22 protein-coding genes and 1 riboswitch are annotated in these 18,804 nt (G+C 33.9%); of the genes, 21 read left to right on the forward strand and 1 reads right to left on the reverse strand.

Features of this window, described 5'->3' with window-relative positions; all coding sequences use genetic code 11:
• The first annotated feature begins 63 nt into the window (after window positions 1-63).
• The 21 genes from RHP76_RS11375 (at window position 64) to RHP76_RS11475 (ending at window position 16,445) form a co-directional block, all read left to right on the forward strand.
• Window positions 64-759 carry a hypothetical protein gene (locus RHP76_RS11375; protein ID WP_216443848.1) on the forward strand — a complete coding sequence of 232 codons (696 nt, stop codon included), beginning with the start codon at window positions 64-66 and terminating at the stop codon, window positions 757-759.
• 35 nt (window positions 760-794) lie between these two features.
• The gene (locus RHP76_RS11380) at window positions 795-1,391 is read left to right on the forward strand and encodes an SMI1/KNR4 family protein (protein ID WP_120232826.1); all 597 of its coding nucleotides are present in this window, start codon (window positions 795-797) and stop codon (window positions 1,389-1,391) included.
• A 97-nt stretch (window positions 1,392-1,488) separates the two neighbouring features.
• Complete coding sequence (locus RHP76_RS11385) at window positions 1,489-2,148, forward strand: DUF2461 domain-containing protein (RefSeq protein ID WP_311230218.1); 660 nt, start codon at window positions 1,489-1,491, stop codon at window positions 2,146-2,148.
• Between the two features lie 97 nt (window positions 2,149-2,245).
• The gene (locus tag RHP76_RS11390) at window positions 2,246-2,758 is read left to right on the forward strand and encodes a hypothetical protein (RefSeq protein WP_288441092.1); all 513 of its coding nucleotides are present in this window, start codon (window positions 2,246-2,248) and stop codon (window positions 2,756-2,758) included.
• A gap of 32 nt (window positions 2,759-2,790) precedes the next feature.
• Entirely contained in the window at window positions 2,791-3,339 is a 549-nt protein-coding gene (locus RHP76_RS11395; protein WP_216443845.1) for a hypothetical protein, read from the forward strand.
• Window positions 3,340-3,443: 104 nt separating this feature from the next.
• Window positions 3,444-4,085, forward strand: coding sequence for a DUF6563 family protein (locus tag RHP76_RS11400; protein WP_288441090.1), 642 nt, complete (start codon window positions 3,444-3,446; stop codon window positions 4,083-4,085).
• Window positions 4,057-4,773, forward strand: a complete 717-nt coding sequence (locus tag RHP76_RS11405; protein WP_311230219.1) for a netrin-like domain-containing protein — start codon at window positions 4,057-4,059, stop codon at window positions 4,771-4,773. Before RHP76_RS11400 ends, RHP76_RS11405 begins: the two co-directional genes overlap by 29 nt.
• A 44-nt stretch (window positions 4,774-4,817) precedes the next feature.
• Entirely contained in the window at window positions 4,818-5,585 is a 768-nt protein-coding gene (locus tag RHP76_RS11410; protein WP_311230220.1) for a phosphodiester glycosidase family protein, read from the forward strand.
• 91 nt (window positions 5,586-5,676) lie between these two features.
• The gene (locus RHP76_RS11415) at window positions 5,677-6,216 is read left to right on the forward strand and encodes a dihydrofolate reductase family protein (RefSeq protein WP_062675865.1); all 540 of its coding nucleotides are present in this window, start codon (window positions 5,677-5,679) and stop codon (window positions 6,214-6,216) included.
• 21 nt (window positions 6,217-6,237) lie between these two features.
• Window positions 6,238-7,029 (forward strand): hypothetical protein, encoded by a 792-nt coding sequence (locus RHP76_RS11420; RefSeq protein ID WP_311230221.1) that lies wholly within the window; start codon window positions 6,238-6,240, stop codon window positions 7,027-7,029.
• A gap of 23 nt (window positions 7,030-7,052) precedes the next feature.
• The gene (locus RHP76_RS11425) at window positions 7,053-7,562 is read left to right on the forward strand and encodes a hypothetical protein (RefSeq protein WP_311230222.1); all 510 of its coding nucleotides are present in this window, start codon (window positions 7,053-7,055) and stop codon (window positions 7,560-7,562) included.
• Window positions 7,559-7,993 carry a hypothetical protein gene (locus RHP76_RS11430; RefSeq protein ID WP_311230223.1) on the forward strand — a complete coding sequence of 145 codons (435 nt, stop codon included), beginning with the start codon at window positions 7,559-7,561 and terminating at the stop codon, window positions 7,991-7,993. The genes RHP76_RS11425 and RHP76_RS11430 overlap by 4 nt, the downstream gene beginning before the upstream one ends.
• An 84-nt stretch (window positions 7,994-8,077) precedes the next feature.
• Window positions 8,078-9,688: a serine hydrolase gene (locus RHP76_RS11435; protein ID WP_311230224.1), complete on the forward strand. Its 1,611-nt coding sequence runs from the start codon at window positions 8,078-8,080 to the stop codon at window positions 9,686-9,688.
• Between the two features lie 131 nt (window positions 9,689-9,819).
• The gene (locus RHP76_RS11440; RefSeq protein WP_311230225.1) at window positions 9,820-10,203 is read left to right on the forward strand and encodes a 5-carboxymethyl-2-hydroxymuconate Delta-isomerase; all 384 of its coding nucleotides are present in this window, start codon (window positions 9,820-9,822) and stop codon (window positions 10,201-10,203) included.
• 36 nt (window positions 10,204-10,239) lie between these two features.
• Window positions 10,240-10,743 carry a DinB family protein gene (locus RHP76_RS11445; protein ID WP_062675861.1) on the forward strand — a complete coding sequence of 168 codons (504 nt, stop codon included), beginning with the start codon at window positions 10,240-10,242 and terminating at the stop codon, window positions 10,741-10,743.
• A gap of 57 nt (window positions 10,744-10,800) precedes the next feature.
• Window positions 10,801-11,574 (forward strand): hypothetical protein, encoded by a 774-nt coding sequence (locus tag RHP76_RS11450; RefSeq protein ID WP_311230226.1) that lies wholly within the window; start codon window positions 10,801-10,803, stop codon window positions 11,572-11,574.
• Between the two features lie 642 nt (window positions 11,575-12,216).
• A complete protein-coding gene (locus RHP76_RS11455) occupies window positions 12,217-13,056 on the forward strand; it encodes a hypothetical protein (RefSeq protein WP_311230227.1) in 840 nt (279 codons plus the stop codon).
• Between the two features lie 102 nt (window positions 13,057-13,158).
• Window positions 13,159-13,935, forward strand: coding sequence for an alpha/beta fold hydrolase (locus RHP76_RS11460; RefSeq protein ID WP_311230228.1), 777 nt, complete (start codon window positions 13,159-13,161; stop codon window positions 13,933-13,935).
• A 9-nt stretch (window positions 13,936-13,944) separates the two neighbouring features.
• Complete coding sequence (locus tag RHP76_RS11465) at window positions 13,945-14,298, forward strand: DUF2200 domain-containing protein (RefSeq protein ID WP_311230229.1); 354 nt, start codon at window positions 13,945-13,947, stop codon at window positions 14,296-14,298.
• 147 nt (window positions 14,299-14,445) lie between these two features.
• Window positions 14,446-14,572, forward strand: a riboswitch (FMN riboswitch).
• A 92-nt stretch (window positions 14,573-14,664) separates the two neighbouring features.
• Window positions 14,665-15,312, forward strand: a complete 648-nt coding sequence (gene ribB / locus RHP76_RS11470; protein WP_311230230.1) for a 3,4-dihydroxy-2-butanone-4-phosphate synthase — start codon at window positions 14,665-14,667, stop codon at window positions 15,310-15,312.
• 134 nt (window positions 15,313-15,446) lie between these two features.
• Window positions 15,447-16,445, forward strand: a complete 999-nt coding sequence (locus RHP76_RS11475; RefSeq protein ID WP_062675855.1) for a T9SS type A sorting domain-containing protein — start codon at window positions 15,447-15,449, stop codon at window positions 16,443-16,445.
• Window positions 16,446-16,561: 116 nt separating this feature from the next.
• Here RHP76_RS11475 and RHP76_RS11480 read toward each other — a convergent pair whose 3' ends face one another.
• Entirely contained in the window at window positions 16,562-18,646 is a 2,085-nt protein-coding gene (locus tag RHP76_RS11480) for an outer membrane beta-barrel protein (protein ID WP_311230231.1), read from the reverse strand.
• Window positions 18,647-18,804 lie beyond the last annotated feature (158 nt).

The following is an 18,804-nucleotide window of genomic DNA, read 5'->3' on the forward strand; positions in this document are numbered from 1 at the left end:
ACTAATGTACCTTATTAAGGTAAGCCGCATGGCATGGATAAGATATTATGCTAATTCGTAGATTTGAAAACCAATAACCATACTATGAACGCTCAGGAACTTCAAACATTACTCACCGAAAGAGCAGAAAAATTTCATCTCAAAAATGAAGCGTTTCACACGCTCCAAAAAATACTTTCAGAAGATCCTGAAGAATTGATAGGAGGCTTTGCCCGCCATGAAATTACTTTTGTATTTGAGGGATACCAATATCTGATTGAACAGCGATACCAGGAACCCATTATCCGGGCAAGAATAAGTCTTTGTGTGGAAAAGGAAACGTATGTTGAAAATTTAGAACCCATCGGGTATTATGATCTTGAAATGGATTTTGATGGCGAAATAGTGGACGACTGGTTTGTAATTGAGAAGGAAAAGTACCTGAAAGATATTGGAATTATATCCTATTTTCAGAATATGAACAAAAATATGCCTCCTCAATATTTACGTAGAAACCACAGTGAATATAAATTTGTTTCTTACATCTCTCTGATTGGAACACTCTTCATCAGCAAAGAATTTGAAGGGGCCGGAGTATTTATCAACAGAGCGAACACTTATTTAAATGACACCGATAATGTTTTACCGGATAAAGATTATTTAAAGAAATGCCGGTATTTTCTGAAAATGATGACCCACTACTTACTAGAAAACAATTTATTATCTGAAAGTTTAAAACAAAGATTGATCGATAATAAGAATAATAACCCACGGCTCTAAACCCCGGACCTTGTATCAATATTAGAAGAAATGTTATGAAAAAAAGGCAATTTAAAAAACTGGACAATTCAATTTCAAGCTTTCAATGGATAAAAAAGAAAAGTGAAAGATATTGGCAGAAAGTAGATATGATGGAATGCTGGGGATTCCAGATTCAGGAAGGAAGCAAATGGAAAAAAGGATTGTCAGAGTCTGAATTAGAAGATTTCCAGAAACAACTGAACATCACCTTTCCGGACTCATTAAAAAACTATTACAGAACGATGAATGGTCTTGATAAACCGGGAATAGATAATAATGGTGGTGAAGGAGAAATTGATTTTGGTCCTATATTTTATTCCTATCCTGATGACATTCCCACTATAAAAGCAAGAATTAAACTGACCATGGAAGCCAACCGTGTGACGGAAGATATTATGAAGAACCAAAGTGTACCTCCAATTATCCCCTATTTAGGACATCGGTTTTTAATACTGGATCATGAAGAAAATGTTCTTTCAATGTTTGGTAGTGACATTATATTCTGGGGTGGCAATTTAGCAAAAGGAATTGCACAAGATATTTTTCCAATTCGTCATGCTGAAAAAAAGAAAATTGATACAAGCTCATTCTGGAACAAAAAAATTGGGTAATTTAACTCAATAGTTCTACTTAGCTACTCCAATCATTACATTACAAGAAGCCGGAAGATTTCTGTAAATATTCAGAAGTAAAAAACATCTATACAACATGAAAAAAGCATTTGAATTTCTCACCCATTTAAAAGAAAATAACAACCGGGAATGGTTTACTCAGCATAAATCTGAATATGATATCATTGTAAAAGAAAATAAAGTTTTTTTTAATCATATATATCAGGAACTTCAGGAGTATGATCAGCTTAAAGGAATTCACATTTTTAGAATTTACAATGACGTACGTTTTTCCAAAAACAAAACGCCTTATAAAACCAATTTTGGCGTTGGATATTCCCGCTCGAAGCCCATGTTGAGAGGCGGATATTATATTCAACTGGAACCAGGCAACAGTTTTGTAGGTGGTGGATTCTGGGGGCCTGAAGCCAAAGATTTACTTCGCATCCGTAAAGAATTTGAAATCAGCAGCACAGAAATTGAAAAAATTATTGCTGATAAAACTTTTATACAATATTTCGGAGAACTTAAAGGAGACTCTGTAAAAACAGCACCGCGAGGTTTTGATAAAAATCATCCGACTATTGATCTGATCAGGAAAAAACAATTCCTTGTGATGCGGAAATTTACAGATACGGAGGTTTTATCAGACAATTTTCAAAAAGAAGTCCTCCTGACTTTACTCGCCATGCGACCTTTTTTTGATTATATGAGTGAAATTCTGACCACGGATATGAATGGGGAGCCTTTATTTTAAAACCGGAAGTTTTTTATGTACTCTTTATAAGAACAGGAAAATTCAGTATGTCATTCTGAACCTAACAGTCCAATAAAAAGTAATATTATCTTTAAAAATGAAACGAATCCTGCAAATTTTAATTTTATCCATCATTGATTTTCTAGTCATCTGGATCTGGTTCTACGATATTGATCCTGATCCCAGTATTTCTATTGCTGTTGTAATAATGTATCCTTTATTATTTTTTATTAATCTGCTGGCCGGAGGTATTTTGTGGATAACAAAGAAAAAAAATTTATCTAGGTTGTTTATCATCAATTCTGTTGTTTCTGTTGCGATCGCCAGTTTTCTTTGGCCAAATGCTATCAGAAGACACCAAAATCAAATTTGGATCAGCTATAGCTTTCATCACAATGCAAAAAATTACAATATTAGTATTCACAAACCCGATCATACATTTATGATGACAGAATCTGTAAATCCAGGAAGTTCGACTTCATTTCTGGAAGGAGTTTGCAACTATGAAAACGGAAAAATAATTTTAAAAACAGATTCTACCCGGTATAGTATTGAACACAATGTATTAATAGGATTTACAAAAAATAAAATACCGCTAAAAAAGGAATAACAACCCTTTATAAAACATGTTCCAATAAAGCTATGAAAAAAGCATCTTTATTCATTTTCGCTTCATTTATACTATTGAGTTGTTCCGAGAATTCAATACGTTCACTAGATTTTGGTGATTTTAGATTAAAGGCTCCAGGAAGTTGGAAAAAATTGAAACCGGAAGCTTGTGATAGTAATGCCGGAATTATCATCACGAAAAATAATGATTCGATTTTCTACGATTACGGACCTTATTCCTATTCATTAGAAGAAAATGTAACGATTATTAACAGAAAAGATCTCAACGAACTTCTAACCGTGAATCCAAAGGCTGATACAACAGAATTTATTGTCATTGATAAAAATGCTAGTAGAGAAGATTTTGTCAAAAGTAAAATATCCTATAAAAAAATTGATGGATATAAAGCAAAAATAGTAGAGCCCAAACAAGTAGGCAAAGGAATGACAGGAGTTTATATCGACAGCCTTAAAACTGAATCAATAGGAAATATCAAGTTCAATTTATATGGCATTAATCTGAAGAAAGAAAGTCAGGTAGAACTTTTAAAGGCAATTCAGACATTACAATTTAGAAAATAATATAACTGAGAATTATTTTCTATGGTATTGAATAAAATCTCTCTAATAAGGATTTCCCATTAAGTTTTTTATATTTTTGCTCTGCCAAAAAATTAACAACACCCGTGAAACTGTATATTTTATTTGCTCTTCTTTTTATTTCCAGCATAGTAACCGCACAAGAAAAAGAATATCCATCCATCAAAAAAGGAGATTTTCCGGAAGGCATTTATATGACTCTGGAAGATGTTTTAAATAAAAAACCATCTTCAACCGAAGAGGTCTATTTCAGAGCCTGTGAAAAATGTGATTCTCTTGACATGCCGGAAAAAGCATTCTTTTATTTCAAACAAAAAAATAAAAGGGTAAAAGTTCCATTAGCTGTTTCGCATAAAGGAGAAATGTATTTTCAGACCTATCGAAAATATACCAATAAGAAAGACAATGGATATGATCCTGACCAGTATTCGAGATTTTGCAAAGTTTTGAACTATGGAAGATTCATTTATTTTGAAGAAAACATGAAAGGCTTATGGTCGAAGGCACTCTTAGGAGCATTAACTCCTCTAGCCTACTCTATCAATGGAAAAACCAAAGGAATTGTTTTAGATTTAGACAATAAAGAATTCAATATTCTGCAAAACTGTGATGATTTAAATGACTTTCTATCCAAACATGACCTTCCTGAATTTCAATGTAATTCAGAAACCTTCACCATTGGAGATTTGAGAACAAAAATTGAAGAAATTAATCTGCCTTATCGCTAAGCTGATGAACAAGCTTCAATTTATAATTCTTGTAAAATCCAGGCTTTTTTTACTTTTTCTAGTATTATTTTCTGTGAAAATTGCTGCCTGTAAATGCAATGGTACTCCTACTTTAAAATCTTCTTTTGAAAATGCTGATTTTGTTTTTATTGGGGAAGTATATGATATTACAGAAGTTCCATCTGGGTTTAAAACGGTCCAGAATATTCTAAGTAAAGTAAAAATCAATAAGACCTACAAATCGGATTCCTATGATGGATTTTATACACACAATGCTACCCTTTTCGGATCTCCGCTGCATTCCTGTGATGTTCTTTTTACCCAGAAAGGGGAATATCTGATTTTTGCATATGATGAAAAAGATACCGGATTTCTCTACTCTGACCAATGTTTTATTCAAAAAAAACTGGATGAGCTTTCTCCGGAAGAATTAAAAGAACTGGAATCTTTAAGTTCTCAGTATAAAAAATTATCTGAAAACTCTGATACATCCAGTAATCCTGAACTTACAGATTTGATTGTGGATGATTTCAACCATTCCGATAGAAAGGTCAATGAGCAAAAAATAGAAATATCATCACTCAACCAACAAAATAATAGATATAAAATCATTATTTATATTTCTATTTTTGTCATCGTTATGTTTCTTATAACTCTAATCTTCCTGCGCAGAAAAACACGGCATTGAAATCAATAAGAAGAAAGCAATATATTTGTTCTGAAAACTACATCATGATTAATATTTTCTTCTCCAAAATAAAAAGCCCACGCAGTAGTTTAAAAACAATCTGGTATTTTCTTCTTTTCATTTGGCTCTTCTGCAGTTTTTGCTGTAAAGAAAAAGTAAAGGATAACAGTCGTTTTATAACCTATCAGGTGAATCCTCAGAAAAAAAACACACAGCTGTATTGGAAAAGTGACAAAGGTGAGCTCCTGAAAAGTCTGGATCATCTGATTACTGATGTTCAGTATAAAAATAAAAAATTAGTATTCGCTATGAACGGAGGAATGTTTGAACCCGACAACTCTCCAAAAGGTCTTTATATTGAAGATTTTAAAATACTAAAATCCATAGATACATTGAAGGGCAGCGGGAACTTTTATCTTAAGCCTAATGGAATATTTTATTTAACCCGAAATAACCGGGCAGGAATCGTAGAAACTAAAAAATACGTACAAAATAAAGAGGTCAGATATGCCACACAATCTGGCCCCATGCTTATAACAAATGGAAAAATCAACCCGATCTTTCAGGAAAATTCTAAAAATCTGAATATCAGAAACGGCGTAGGAATTCTGAAAAATGGGGATCTCCTTTTTGTGATGTCTAAAAAAGAAATCAATTTTTATAATCTGGCAGAGTTTTTCAAAAATTCGGGTTGTAAAGACGCTCTATATCTTGATGGATATGTTTCAAGAACTTATCTTCCGGAAAAAAAATGGATCCAGAAAGATGGAAACTTCGGTATAATGATAGGAGTCACGGAATCTAAAAAATAAAAGTTATCCTCATTTCATAATGAAGAGGTAAAATATACCTATCTTTCCTCTCATTTTAAGAAACTCAACGCCTAAATCAATCTTATTCAACATGAAAAAAATAATACTAGACCTTGCCACTACATTAGACGGATTTATTGAAGGACCCAACGGAGAAACCGACTGGTGTATCATGGATGATGATATGGATTTTGATGGGTTTCTTTCCGGCATAGACACTATTTTCTACGGAAGAGTAAGTTATGACGCTTGGGGAAATTATCAACCGGAAGAAAATGCAGGTTTAGAAGAGCAAAAACTTTGGGAAGCAGTTCACTCAAAGAATAAATTTGTCTTTTCCAGTCAGAACCGAGAAGATGAGAATGCCGTTTTTATCAGTTCTGATATTGTGGAAAAAGTTTCAGAAATAAAAAAACAGGGAGGAAAAGACATCTGGCTGTATGGAGGAGCAAGTCTTATTAAAACATTTATTCAGGAGAATCTTATTGATACCTACAGAATATCTGTTCACCCAATTGCTCTGGGAAAAGGAAAGCCTCTTTTTGAAGATTTAAAAGAAAGACTGAATCTAAAATTGGTCAAAACCAATGTTTTCAAATCCGGTGTAGTACAGCTTATTTATGAGGTTTAAATAAAAATAATCAAACAAATCATGAAAAAAATAATAGGAATCTTTTTTTGTCTGGTGACTTCCTGTACGATGTCCGGACAAAATATTTCTGTCATTGAAAAAAAACTTAACCGTTCTTTTCAAAGGATTCAATACTGGTATGATACAAGCCGCAAGAATATCCTCATCGAGGACTCTCTTTACGCTGCCAATAGAAAGTTCGAAAAATTATTACATCACTATACATCATCCAATCCTCAAACCTTAAAACATGATTTTAAATCACTTACAAAAAGTGGATTATCTATCAGTTCCTCGGAAGATGGTAAATTTAGAATCTATTCTTGGAATACGCTAACCGGAGGAACAATGCGTTTTTACAGAAGTGTTTTCCAGTATGAATCCGGTAAAAAAGTACAGAGTGAAACGTTGAAAAGCGATATGGAGCAGAATGCAGAATCCAATTATTATCAGATTAATGATATTGTATCACAGAATAAAAAATATTATCTGGCCCAAAACATTTCTGTGTACAGCACTGCCCTTTATTACTATAGAGTAAAAGTTTTTTCTATTGACAATGGAAAATTGAACAGCAATGCTAAACTTATAAAAACCGCTTCCGGAATCCAGAATGAGCTAAGTTATGAATTAGATTTTACCGCATCTTCTAACACCAATAACTCTGTCAAAACCAAAGCATTTGAAAACCTGGATATTCAATATGATCCTAAAAAGAAAATCATCAGTATTCCGTTAATTCTTGATGATTCTAAGATTACAGAAAAGAAAATCCGTTATCAGTTCAAAGGGAAGTACTTTGAAAAAATATAATTTGAAAAAGATGACACTCAATTATGTCCATCACCATTGAAGTAAAAAACAGAACCAATTGGATAGTGACCATTATATTGGGTTTAGGTTTGTTTATCCTTTCTCTTATTATCCTGATTATTATTCCTCTTGTAAGCCTTCAGGCGGAAGGTGTCTTTTTTATTGTAAATTACATTTCATTTGCTACTCCTTTTGCCGCATTTTTTATACTATTTCTATATATCTGGTTATGGAATACCTTCGGTAAAACAATCCTTACTATTGAGCCTGAACAAATAACAATGCGATATAAAAACAAATTGTTTACCAGTCCCAGAATCTATTTAAAAAAAGAAATTGATCAGATTTTAGTAAAAGATTTTCAGGTAGAAAAATATAAATTCGGAGTTCGTTATCATCTTTCTCTGAGTGGCTCAACCTATTCTGTTGTTTTTATACAAAATGGCAACGAAATAAGAGTTATCAACTGGATCACCGAAACCAAAGCCAGTGAAATAGTGAATGAAATAAAAAAACAAGTGGTATTAAAATGAAAAACACCGATCAATCAAAACACCGCATCTGTATCTCAAAGATAAAAAGAACCACCATTAAACCTTATGATGCCTTTCAATGGACAAAGTTTTATGAAGAAAATCATTCTTTTTATGAAGCATATCCTGCCATCCCAATCCAATTAAAAGAAGAAGAACTTCTGATCTGCTCTACTATTATCGACTTAGATAATTACAGTATTCTGACAACACAGAAATTGATCACACTAGAAAATGGGGTTTTAGAATCCGGACTCATTATAGATGCAAAAAATGGATTATATGGAAATTTTAAAGGACACGGAAATGAGAAGTTTACTTTCGGAAAAATCATTCTGGAACATGGAAAAACTGTAAAATATTTTATTGAAACAGGAAAAGCATCTATGATCATGGTGTATGGTGTTAAGACTTTAATTCAGATTAAATAATCCTCTACCCTTCTTCAATAAAAACATTTTTAAAAACCCATGTAACATTATCACACTCAAAAGTGTCTTATTTAAAAAAATTACATGAAATCTATTCTCACCTGTATCGTTTTAATGTTTGCGATACATCCTCTTCTTTCACAAAAATCTCAAAAACTGGAACAGTTATTTTCAACGTATGAAAAAGCAGGATTGTTCAGTGGTTCTGTTTTGATTGCCGAAAAAGGAAAAATTATTTTTGAAAATAGCTATGGCTATAGAAATGCTCCTAAAAAAGAGAAAAATACCAATAACAGTCTTTACAGAGTTTTCTCCACCACAAAAATGTTCACGGCAACTGTTATTTTTCAGTTGGAAGAACAGGGAAAATTATCTCTGAATGACAAACTTTCCAAATACTATCCTGACTTTCCGAAAGGTGACAGCATTACCATTGCCCAGCTGCTTTCCCATACTTCAGGAATTCCCAATGATACCAACTCTGAATACACTCTAAATGAGGAAACATTTTTACAATATATTGCTGCAAAACCTTTGAATTTTTCCCCTGGTAAAGATTGGAATTACTCCAATTCAGGATATTATATTCTCGGCTATATCATTAAGAAAGTTACAGGCCTGAATTATGATCAGGTCATAGAAAATAATATCCTGAAACCTCTGAAAATGAATCACAGCGGATTCAACTTCAATAATGTAACGGATGAAAACAAGGCATTTGGATATGAATTTTTATCAGCTAAAAGGTCGAACGAAGCGTTGCGTTTCAAAACCGATCATCCTTTTGCTGCGGGAGCGATGTATTCTACGGTGGAAGATATTTTTAAATTTAATGAAGCGTTAAAAAACTATACCCTTCTTAAAAAAGAGACCACAGACAAAGCTTTTACACCTTATCTTAAAGATCATTATGGCTTAGGTTTCCAGATCTCTATGGATTTTGATAAAAAAAGGATTGGCCATGATGGTGGCGGACCTGGCTACAGAAGCCGATATTACAGAGTTCTGGATGATGATATTTGTGTGATTCTAATTTCCAATTCAGAGCTTTCTCACTCCGATTTTATTATTCCTCAAGTAGAAAAAATACTGTACAATAAACCTTATAGCATTCCGTCCATTGCAAAAGTGAGTGCAGAAGATTTAAAAAAGCTGGAAGGTGTTTACTCTACAGAAAATTCAAATTTTTATATCACCAGTAACGATGGACAACTTGTTTTCAAAGAAGGCAGCTATCCAAGAAATGCGTTGTTACCAAAAAGCAAAACATCTTTCCAGCTGGATGAAAAATTCACCTGTACATTTCAACGGGATCAAGACGGAAAAATAAATACTCTTGTCATTCATTTCTGGGATGGAACTGTAAAAACAGCAAAAAGAAAGACCAATACTCTTGCGTGGGGAATTATTGGAAATGCTACTCCGAATGGTTGGGACGGAAAAGATATACTGCTACAAACAGATCCTAAAAATCCGAATATTTATTTTCTGAAAAACTATACATTAAAAAAAGGTAATTTAAAATTCAGGTTTAATAATGACTGGGGATACAACCTGGGGCTGAATAATGACAATAAAAGTATTGCCTTCGATGCTTATGATTTCCCAATCCATGAAGATGGAATTTATGATATTGTTCTTGACATGACCAACGCTGTACAACCACAATACAGCATTAAAAAATCAAATCCATAAAACCAGTATTCACAAAGTAAAAAATACATATTTCAAAGCCGTTTTGTTTTCAAAACGGTTTTTATTTTTAATTTCCATTACTATTTTTTATTATTTTTATCTTACACAAAATCAAACACAAAATAGAATCTATGCCCCATTTTATAATAGATTGTTCACAGGATATTCTTCAGCAGAGAACACCCGATGAATTGATGGATGCAGTTTATGAAGCGGCAGACGGAACAGGACTGTTTGCTCCCAATGGCATCAAAGTAAGACTTCAACCCTATCAGTATTACAAATTAGGCACAGGTAAGAAAAATTTTCTACATGTGTTTGGGTATATCATGCAGGGGCGCAATACAGAACAAAAAGCAGATCTTTCGAAGCAGATCTGTAACCAGATTTCAGAATTGCTGCCTGATATTTCTTTTCTTTCTGTCAATATCAATGATTTCGAAGCAGCGACATACAGCAACAAAGCACTCATTAATCCTGAAAATTCAGACCAGGACAGGCATTTTGGTTTATAACATTCACCTTTACACACACAACTAAACATTAATAATATGAGCTTAAAAACATTAGTCAGCAAAAGTGCGCAGTACAACAATTGGGTAGTCAATAAATATATCGACTGGTTATCCACAAAGTCTGATGAGCAGCTTAACCAGGAAACTATTTCCAGTTTTCCGACTATTTTAAAAACACTACACCACATCTGGCAAACTCAGGAATATTGGTGGAGCCACATTTCAGAAAAAGATGATTTTGATTTTGTAAAAACAGCAGAAACTACCAGCAAAGAGGATGTTTTCAATGCCATAAAAAACAATTCGCAGAAACTGGTAGATTATGTGGAAAGTTTATCTGAAGAAGATCTTTCAAAAAATGTAAAGATAGAATCCCAATGGTTTCAGTGTGATTTTTCGAAATACGAGTATATCCAGCATGCTATTCTTCACGGAACGTATCACAGAGGACAGATCGTAACGATGGGAAGAAATATAGGAATCACTGATGCTCCTATGACGGATTTTAATTTCTGGAATATTTATAAAGACAAACAATAAAGCTATATCTTTTCTGTCACTTAAAAAGATAAAAATGTATAGTTTGACCCCATCATTATGACCACTACAACCATAGAACTCGATTTATTTCAGGAGAACATCAAACACCTTTCAACTAATGAGATCGGAAATTTTATTGCTATCACCTCCAGGAACAGAGTTATAATCTCTGGCGCAGAAACACCATTAGAGCCAGGAGTTGATATCTTAATGGCTAGAATCATTGATGAAGAAAAAATTTTAATTGTACTTGATCGTCCAACCTCTATAGAAAATGCTTTAATCATTGATTATACAGGGAAGCCTTTTGTAAAATTTAATATTGGAACTTCAATTAACGATATTAAGATAAATGGTAAAAAAATAATAGTCTCGTATTTTGATGAAGGTGTTTTACAAGGTGATAAACCTGACTGTGATGCATTGGCTATATTCAATCTTAATGGGAAACAGGTTTTTGGTTTTAATTCAAGTAATTTACAAGACCAGCTTATCGATTGCTATTGTGTTGCCAATTTGGAAAATGGGAAAATAGTTTTTAATGGTTATGGAAATTTTTCTTTGCAGGAATTGGATGTAGGCACTTTCAATCTTGTCAGTTATGAAATTCCATCTGCTTGCAGAGGTGCTCAATCTGTATCTTCAAAAGCGGACAATATTGTATTTCATTCAACCTATAAAGACAAAACTAGTTTTCTTGTCTGGAATCTACATTCGGGGGAGCTCAGTCAAATAAGTTCTGAATTTAAAAATGCTCAGCCTACTGAAAATGGATGTTTTTACCAAGTCTATAAAAAATCATTTATAATCATTAATCCATTGGAATTTTAAATTTTGTGGATAAGTCTTATACTGTATTTCAGAGAATCCACAGAACAACTATTAAATTATTGATTTTAAATAATTTAAAATAATATCATTCAGTTATCCACATCTTTAAATAGTTGTGGATAACTTTTAACAATCCAATTTACCCTTGTGGATAAAGTATGGATAAGTTTTTTCAGCTAGTAAAAAAAGCTTATAACTATCTATATATCTATAATTTAAAATACTTATTTATTTTTTAGGGGTTTCCACAATAGAAAACCATGTGGATAAGTTCTGTGGATAAGTTATCCACAATTTTTAGGTCTTACTTTTCATTAATTCCATCTCAATAATTCTAAATAACAAATATTTATTCATCAATTATTATGAATATTTTTTTATAAATTGCATTATAAACAAATCACCAATGAAAGAAATAATTTACATAAGTGAATTAAATTCAGTAAATTAAAAACATATTTACAAAAAACAACATTAATGTAATGAAAATATAATCTACCATTTCTGAATGCTCACTTAAAAATCAACAAACACAAAAAAGTATAAACCTGAAAATAGTATTATACATCATGATGAAAAAGTTATCCACAATGAAAAATACAATAACCCAATACCCTCATTCAAATGACAACAACAGACATCATGGAAAACATCATCCCTTACCTTGGGGAAGCAGCACCGTACATTTCAATTCCTGAAAACTGTATTTTCAGAAATCATAAGATCGAGACAGAAATAAGTGAATGGAATTTTGAGAATGAAAATTATGCCCAACTGATCAAATTATTATTTTCATTAGGAAGTCTCAGCCTGTATAAAGCTCTTAATGATGAGAGTAAAGAAAAAATTTATTTCCTTGGCGAAAAAATCAGGATCAGAAAATTATCATATGATCAACCAAAATCAGTAATTATCGCCAGCGAGAGCATTCTTGAATCTGATAGAAAAGGCAAATCTCACATTCATATAAGAGACAACTATTCCAAAGAGCTGCTTTATTCTGCAGAGCTGGATTACTATATTATCACCCGTGAAGCATTCGAACTTTTTTATAAAGATCTGCTTAGTACGGTTCCGGTAGAATATCATGACAAAAATCTTCCCGAGAGTAAAATAATCAATACAGAAAAGCCTCATCATTTTACGATTTTAACAGAACCTTTTACTCCTAATCAATGCAAAGGGCATTTTGAAAATCACCCTATTGTACCATTTGTGTTTATAACTCAATGTATTTTAAATGAAACATTTAATTTTCTAGGTAATGAAATGTCATACGAAATAGAAAGTTTTGAAGGGTACGCCTCTAATGCACTACCAACAGGAATCATTTTCCTGACCGAAGTCTTTCACCAACGATATTTAAAAAATCTTTTTATTTCAAATGTGAGGTCAGCGACACTTCCGGAAATCCGTATGGAGTGGTTATTTTTACTATCAAATCGAAAAAATAAACTATCAGGTAAAACTGCATCATGGTAGTGTTTAATTATTCGTCGTTTATGACTAATAAAAACATTGTCTTTATAAGCCTTTTCGTACATTAGACTTTACAATACAATAGACCAATACACTCAATTTCATATGGAAAAATACACAATATCATCGGACGGTCAGAAAATTCACTATAAAGAATCCGGAAGTGGAAGTACTACGTTAATTTTCATCCACGGATGGCTCGGGAATACAGAATGGTGGGCAGGCCAGCAAAAATATTTCAGCAGTCAATATCATATTGTACAATTGGATCTTGCGGGGCATGGAAAATCAGATGCTTCAAGGCAGGAATGGACGAGTGCAAAATATGCAGACGACATCAAAGCTGTGGCTGATGCTATCGATTCAAATGAAATAATCCTTGTAGGACATTCCATGTCCGGAGCTTATGTTCTGGAAGCTTCATTGAAAATACCAAAAGTAAAAGCCATAATTCTGATCGATACATTGAAAAACCTGGACGAATCCTTTACCAAGGAACAAACCGAAGAGGTACTTTCCCAATACAGAAAGGATTTCAAATACACTGTTGAAAACTTTTTGCCTCAATTTTTGTTTGTTGAAGGAACACCTAGTGCTGTAAAAGAAAGGGTACAGCATGAATTTCTTCATAACGAACCTGAATTGGCAATCAATGCGCTCCGGCCTTTATATAAAACAGACTTCAAAGCTTTTGCAAAACAGGTTCAAGTGCCCGTTATAGCCATCAATTCCGATGCTTCTCCTACTGATATTGAAGCTAACCGCAAATATTTAAAAGACTATGATTATGTTAATATTGAAGGTGTTGGACATTATCCTATGCTGGAAAATCCTGCTGAATTCAATACTATTCTTGATGGAGTTATCCAAAAACTAATATAATATTTAAAGATGCAGAATACCAGAATCTTTGCAACAGCATTCTCCAGTGTTTATCCCCATTACATTCAAAAAGCCGAAAAAAAAGGACGTACCAAAGAAGAGGTACATGAAATCATATTCTGGCTCACCGGATATCAAGAAAAAGAATTACAGGAAATATTAAACAATAAAACTGATTTCAAAACTTTCTTTGAACACGCTCCTCAGATCAACCCCAATGTTTCATTGATAAAAGGTGTCATCTGCGGATATCGCGTGGAAGAAATTGAAAATGAATTGATGCGAAATATCCGTTATCTGGATAAGCTGATCGATGAATTAGCAAAAGGGAAGAAGATGGAAAAAATACTAAGAACAACCTAAAGATATCAATTCAAAAAGAATCATTTTATAAATATGACTGAAACACTTCCCCATTTCAAAAAACTTCCCGAAATTAGCGGTCTGTGCGTTAAATACTATTCAATGAAATAAAAATTTAAATTACAACATACAGTAAAACTTAGTATAAGTTTTCTTCGGGGCAGGGTGAAATTCCCTACCGGCGGTTACAGTCCGCGACTCCTTTCTTATGAAAAGGACTGATCTGGTGAAATTCCGGAACCGACAGTTAAAGTCTGGATGGGAGAAGAAAATGAGATGACCAATAAGATTCCTTATGGACTCTTGTTGTGTTGTATTTCATTTCCATGTACCGAAGAGTATTTTAACTTTTAAAAGTAAAATAACATGGAAAAATTATTAGAACAATTCGGAGCTACCTCCAGAGAACGTGTAGAAAAAGCACTTCAGACATTACAACAGGGAAAAGGTATTCTTTTAGTAGACGACGAAAATCGTGAAAACGAAGGCGATATCATCTTTCCCGCTTCCACTATTACAGAACAGGACATGGCACTTCTTATCCGCGAATGCAGCGGTATCGTATGCTTGTGTATTTCTGAGGAAAAAAGCCGGCACCTCAACCTTCGTCCGATGGTGGAAAACAACAATTCAAAAAATCAAACCGCATTCACCATTTCCATTGAAGCCAGAGAAGGGGTGGAATCAGGTGTTTCTGCAAAAGATCGTGTAACAACAATCAGAACAGCTGTAGCATCAGGTGCACAGGCAGAGCATATTGCAAGCCCCGGACATGTTTTCCCACTGGTTGCAAGAGAAGGTGGAGTATTTGAAAGACGCGGCCATACTGAAGGCAGCGTAGACCTTGTAAAAATGGCCAACCTGGGTGACGATGCTGTGCTCTGTGAACTGACGAATGAAGACGGTTCTATGGCAAGACTTCCGGAGATTGTTGATTTTGCCATCAAAAAAGAGATGAGTGTAGTGACTATCGAAGATATTTACGCTTACCGTAAAATGGCAATAAGCAATTAAACATAAACTTTTTTAACGCACAGACCGCCTGTTGATCCGATCAACAGGCGTTTTTGTTAAAAATTTAACTAAAAAATCATTAATTTGATAATTGAATACTATTTTTTATTTACTTTTAACAAAAAATTTTGACTATGAAAAAATCTTTATTCCTTTTATTAGGAGCATCTGCGATGTTTTCTGCGCAGATCACACTTACAAAAACAGCCAATGACCCTATTTCAGGAAACGTTGTCAATTATAATAACACAGCTGGCACCGTAGACAACTCTGCAACAGGACCAAACACAACATTTTCAAATGGAGGTCTTACGATGGGAGCGGCATCACAAACAACCTATTCAACTCCTACTGCCACTGAAATAGCAACTTTCCCGGGCTCTACTCTTAAAATGGTAGATGGCGCAACAACAGTTTACTATAAAGCCTCTTCAGCTAAACTGGAAATCACAGGAATGGTAAATCCACAGGCAACTTTAAACTTTAGTGTGGACAACGGTACTCATATTAATTACCCAACAACTTACGGACCGGCTCAAAACGATACTGCCAAAGGTACTTTCTCCTCATCTTCTGCAAGTGGACTGTTTAGCGGTACAATGACTGCCATTGCTGATGCATACGGAACTTTAATTATAGGTAATCAAACATACAGCAATGTTCTTAGAGTAAAATTCACACAGAATCTTAATCTATATTCATCACTGGATGTTACTTATTCTAACCCTATCGGAGCAATAGTCAATACAGCCTATTCTTATTACGATGCTTCTCACAGATATGCACTGCTTAATTCTACAAGTGGAAACATCAGCATTCCACTATTAAGCATCAACCAGAATGTAAAAACTACATTTGCATTAAGTGAAACATTCCTGGCCGTGAACAATGCAGTGAAAAAAGAAAACTTAGTGGTGTATCCAAACCCTGCTCAGGATTTTATCGGTTTCAAAGGAAATACGGATAATTATTCTAAAGCAAACATTTACAGTCTGGATGGCAAATTGGTTAAAACTTCAGATGTAAAATCTGGAAACATACAGATCTCAGATCTTCCTCCAGCATCTTATTTCATTGAGATCAGTGGAAAAAATGCCGCAGAAACAAAGAATACAAAATTCATCAAGAAATAATACAAACAAATCCCCGCTCCAATGAGCGGGGATTTGTTTTGTAAGGAAGCAGGAGGATGGAGGTTGGATATATACTCCCATCCTCCTGCTTCCCTCTTTCCACCTAAAACCAACTCTTAAAAAGTAGCTGCGGGAGCAGTTTCGTTATTAAGCTTCCGTTGAATTTCTGTCTTTTTTCCTTTTGAGAAATCATAACTCAGCCCTAATACAAACATCGATTTATTGTTCATAATCTGTGTATGAATTTTATAGTCTACCAGACTTTCCGGCAAACTTTTCGTTTTGTATTCTGAAGGCATTCCTATCCAGTACATTCCTGTGGAAAATGTCCAGTTTTTATGTTTATAGCTTACAAAAATATTATTCTGATTTTCATTCGTATTAAGGAATGCGCCATTGAGACTATATACCGGGATATTGAACTGATACTGAACGGAAAAAGATTTGTATTCTGAAGAAAGCGAGAAATAATTTCCTAAATAATTATTTTTTATCAAAGCACCTTTACTTGTTCTTACAGTTTCAGAAGTAGGTGTGATCACTGCTTTTATGACCAATAAACTGCTCCCAAAAGGTTTATAAGAACCGGTAAGCTGTACTCCATATCGCTGTCCGTTTTTTCCATTTTCATAAGTCAGTGCATATCCATTCAATGCCTCATCCTGAACGTAATACTGGTTGATCACCCTGTTGGTATATCGGTAAAATAAACCTGCATTAAAATCAAAATACTTATTATTAAAAGAATAGGTCAGATTATTAGAAAAGATTTGTTGGGATTTTAAAAAGGGATTTCCCCGTTGAACAATATTAGGAGCTAATTGCACCACATTACTACTTAAAGCGTTACTCCAGGGACTTACAGGATTATAACTTGCTGTAAAACGAACGTTCTGATTATTTTTAATCTGATAAGCTAAAATAACCTTTGGAGTAAAAGTCCATTCATCAAAAGTATTTTCTGCACTTTTGTTGTGAATATTGGTAAGGCCTGCGCCAATACGATAGCTTAATTTGTCTGCTTTCCCTGCAAATTCGGTGTAAAAATACTGTTCCAGATAACTGACACTGTATTGGGAATATCCGGCAAGATTATTCAGATCATTGGAAATAGAAGACCTTGAAATTCGGTATCCCGATGAAAGTTTTCCTGCAGGAAAATCATGAGCATGTGCCAGTTCTCCTACCAGACTCGTCTGCTTGGCTTTCAATACCATATCATTATCATATACCGATAATCCTGAACCTACAATCCATTCTCTGGCCGTTTCTGTAGTATTGGCAGTATAATGAGAGCCTACAACATTAATACTCAACTCATCTTTTTCCCCAATCTTTTTAGAATAATAAAGATCCAGCTTAGGAATCACATAATCTGAACCATTATTTTTGAACATATTGTGCTCTTCCTTCAGATTATCCTCAGTAAAAACACTCTGCCCCACGCCTTTTGAAAACCTGTTGAAGACATCCATATTCAGTTTAGCCTGAAAAGCGTAATCATCAGCAACAAGTCTGGTATATCGTAACGCAATATTCTGGAAAGTATATCCGAAATGATCTTTTCTATTTTCATCAGACCGGTAATGCTTCCCGTTCAGCTGATAATCATAGATACTATTGACCCTTCTGTCATTATAATCTCTAAAATTCAGGGAATATTCCAGTCCGAAATTATTCTTTCCTTTTGTATAATCTGCATAGGCAGAACCATTCACAAATCCTGTATTCAAAGCTGTGGAAACATCAGCTCCGAACACATACCCTGTTTCTGTAGACCTTGTCAGAATATTCACTACCGTATCTGCTCTTGTTGCCCATCTTGCAGGTGGAATATCATAATACTCTACCTTTACAACCTCACTGGGTGCAATACTTCGGATCTGCATATCAGTAGCTTCAATCCCGTTGATAAGAAATAGCGTAGTTCCCCCTTTCGTACTGGTAATGGTATTAGCTATCGGATCCAGTTGTAATTCCGGAAGGGTACGGAGCAAGTCTTTTGCGTATCGTGCTTTTTCCAGTGCTTCTTTATCAAAGGTATAAACAGCTTTATCTGCAAACTGTTTTTTACGTTGTGATTTCAGAATAACTTCCTGAATCTCTTTAATAGCCACTGCATCAACTGTATCATTTTTCTTCTCCTGCGAAAACATAAAGACGCCGCAAAGAAAGAAGATGGTATATATAGTTTTTTTCATATCTGAAGATGAATTATACAATTAAAACAATCAATTCTCAATGTTTGTTACATTTGTAATGGCAAACCGATCAAAAAATGATCAATCTGTTTTCTTTAAAAAACTTTAATTATTATGTTAAATTCAGCCCGTTTTTTGCTGGTATTTCTTACATCACA

Source organism: Chryseobacterium sp. SG20098 (assembly GCF_031844745.1).
GTDB classification, from domain to species: domain Bacteria; phylum Bacteroidota; class Bacteroidia; order Flavobacteriales; family Weeksellaceae; genus Chryseobacterium; species Chryseobacterium cucumeris.

Coding starts and splice junctions, on each gene's coding strand:
- RHP76_RS11455 (WP_311230227.1), top strand. CDS start 12,217: ATGGAAAACATCATCCCTTACCTTGGGGAAGCAGCACCGTACATTTCA.
- ribB (WP_311230230.1), top strand. CDS start 14,665: ATGGAAAAATTATTAGAACAATTCGGAGCTACCTCCAGAGAACGTGTA.
- RHP76_RS11450 (WP_311230226.1), top strand. CDS start 10,801: ATGACCACTACAACCATAGAACTCGATTTATTTCAGGAGAACATCAAA.
- RHP76_RS11385 (WP_311230218.1), top strand. CDS start 1,489: ATGAAAAAAGCATTTGAATTTCTCACCCATTTAAAAGAAAATAACAAC.
- RHP76_RS11445 (WP_062675861.1), top strand. CDS start 10,240: ATGAGCTTAAAAACATTAGTCAGCAAAAGTGCGCAGTACAACAATTGG.
- RHP76_RS11395 (WP_216443845.1), top strand. CDS start 2,791: ATGAAAAAAGCATCTTTATTCATTTTCGCTTCATTTATACTATTGAGT.
- RHP76_RS11480 (WP_311230231.1), bottom strand. CDS start 18,646: ATGAAAAAAACTATATATACCATCTTCTTTCTTTGCGGCGTCTTTATG.
- RHP76_RS11435 (WP_311230224.1), top strand. CDS start 8,078: ATGAAATCTATTCTCACCTGTATCGTTTTAATGTTTGCGATACATCCT.
- RHP76_RS11440 (WP_311230225.1), top strand. CDS start 9,820: ATGCCCCATTTTATAATAGATTGTTCACAGGATATTCTTCAGCAGAGA.
- RHP76_RS11420 (WP_311230221.1), top strand. CDS start 6,238: ATGAAAAAAATAATAGGAATCTTTTTTTGTCTGGTGACTTCCTGTACG.
- RHP76_RS11465 (WP_311230229.1), top strand. CDS start 13,945: ATGCAGAATACCAGAATCTTTGCAACAGCATTCTCCAGTGTTTATCCC.
- RHP76_RS11475 (WP_062675855.1), top strand. CDS start 15,447: ATGAAAAAATCTTTATTCCTTTTATTAGGAGCATCTGCGATGTTTTCT.
- RHP76_RS11415 (WP_062675865.1), top strand. CDS start 5,677: ATGAAAAAAATAATACTAGACCTTGCCACTACATTAGACGGATTTATT.
- RHP76_RS11390 (WP_288441092.1), top strand. CDS start 2,246: ATGAAACGAATCCTGCAAATTTTAATTTTATCCATCATTGATTTTCTA.
- RHP76_RS11380 (WP_120232826.1), top strand. CDS start 795: ATGAAAAAAAGGCAATTTAAAAAACTGGACAATTCAATTTCAAGCTTT.
- RHP76_RS11430 (WP_311230223.1), top strand. CDS start 7,559: ATGAAAAACACCGATCAATCAAAACACCGCATCTGTATCTCAAAGATA.
- RHP76_RS11410 (WP_311230220.1), top strand. CDS start 4,818: ATGATTAATATTTTCTTCTCCAAAATAAAAAGCCCACGCAGTAGTTTA.
- RHP76_RS11460 (WP_311230228.1), top strand. CDS start 13,159: ATGGAAAAATACACAATATCATCGGACGGTCAGAAAATTCACTATAAA.
- RHP76_RS11425 (WP_311230222.1), top strand. CDS start 7,053: ATGTCCATCACCATTGAAGTAAAAAACAGAACCAATTGGATAGTGACC.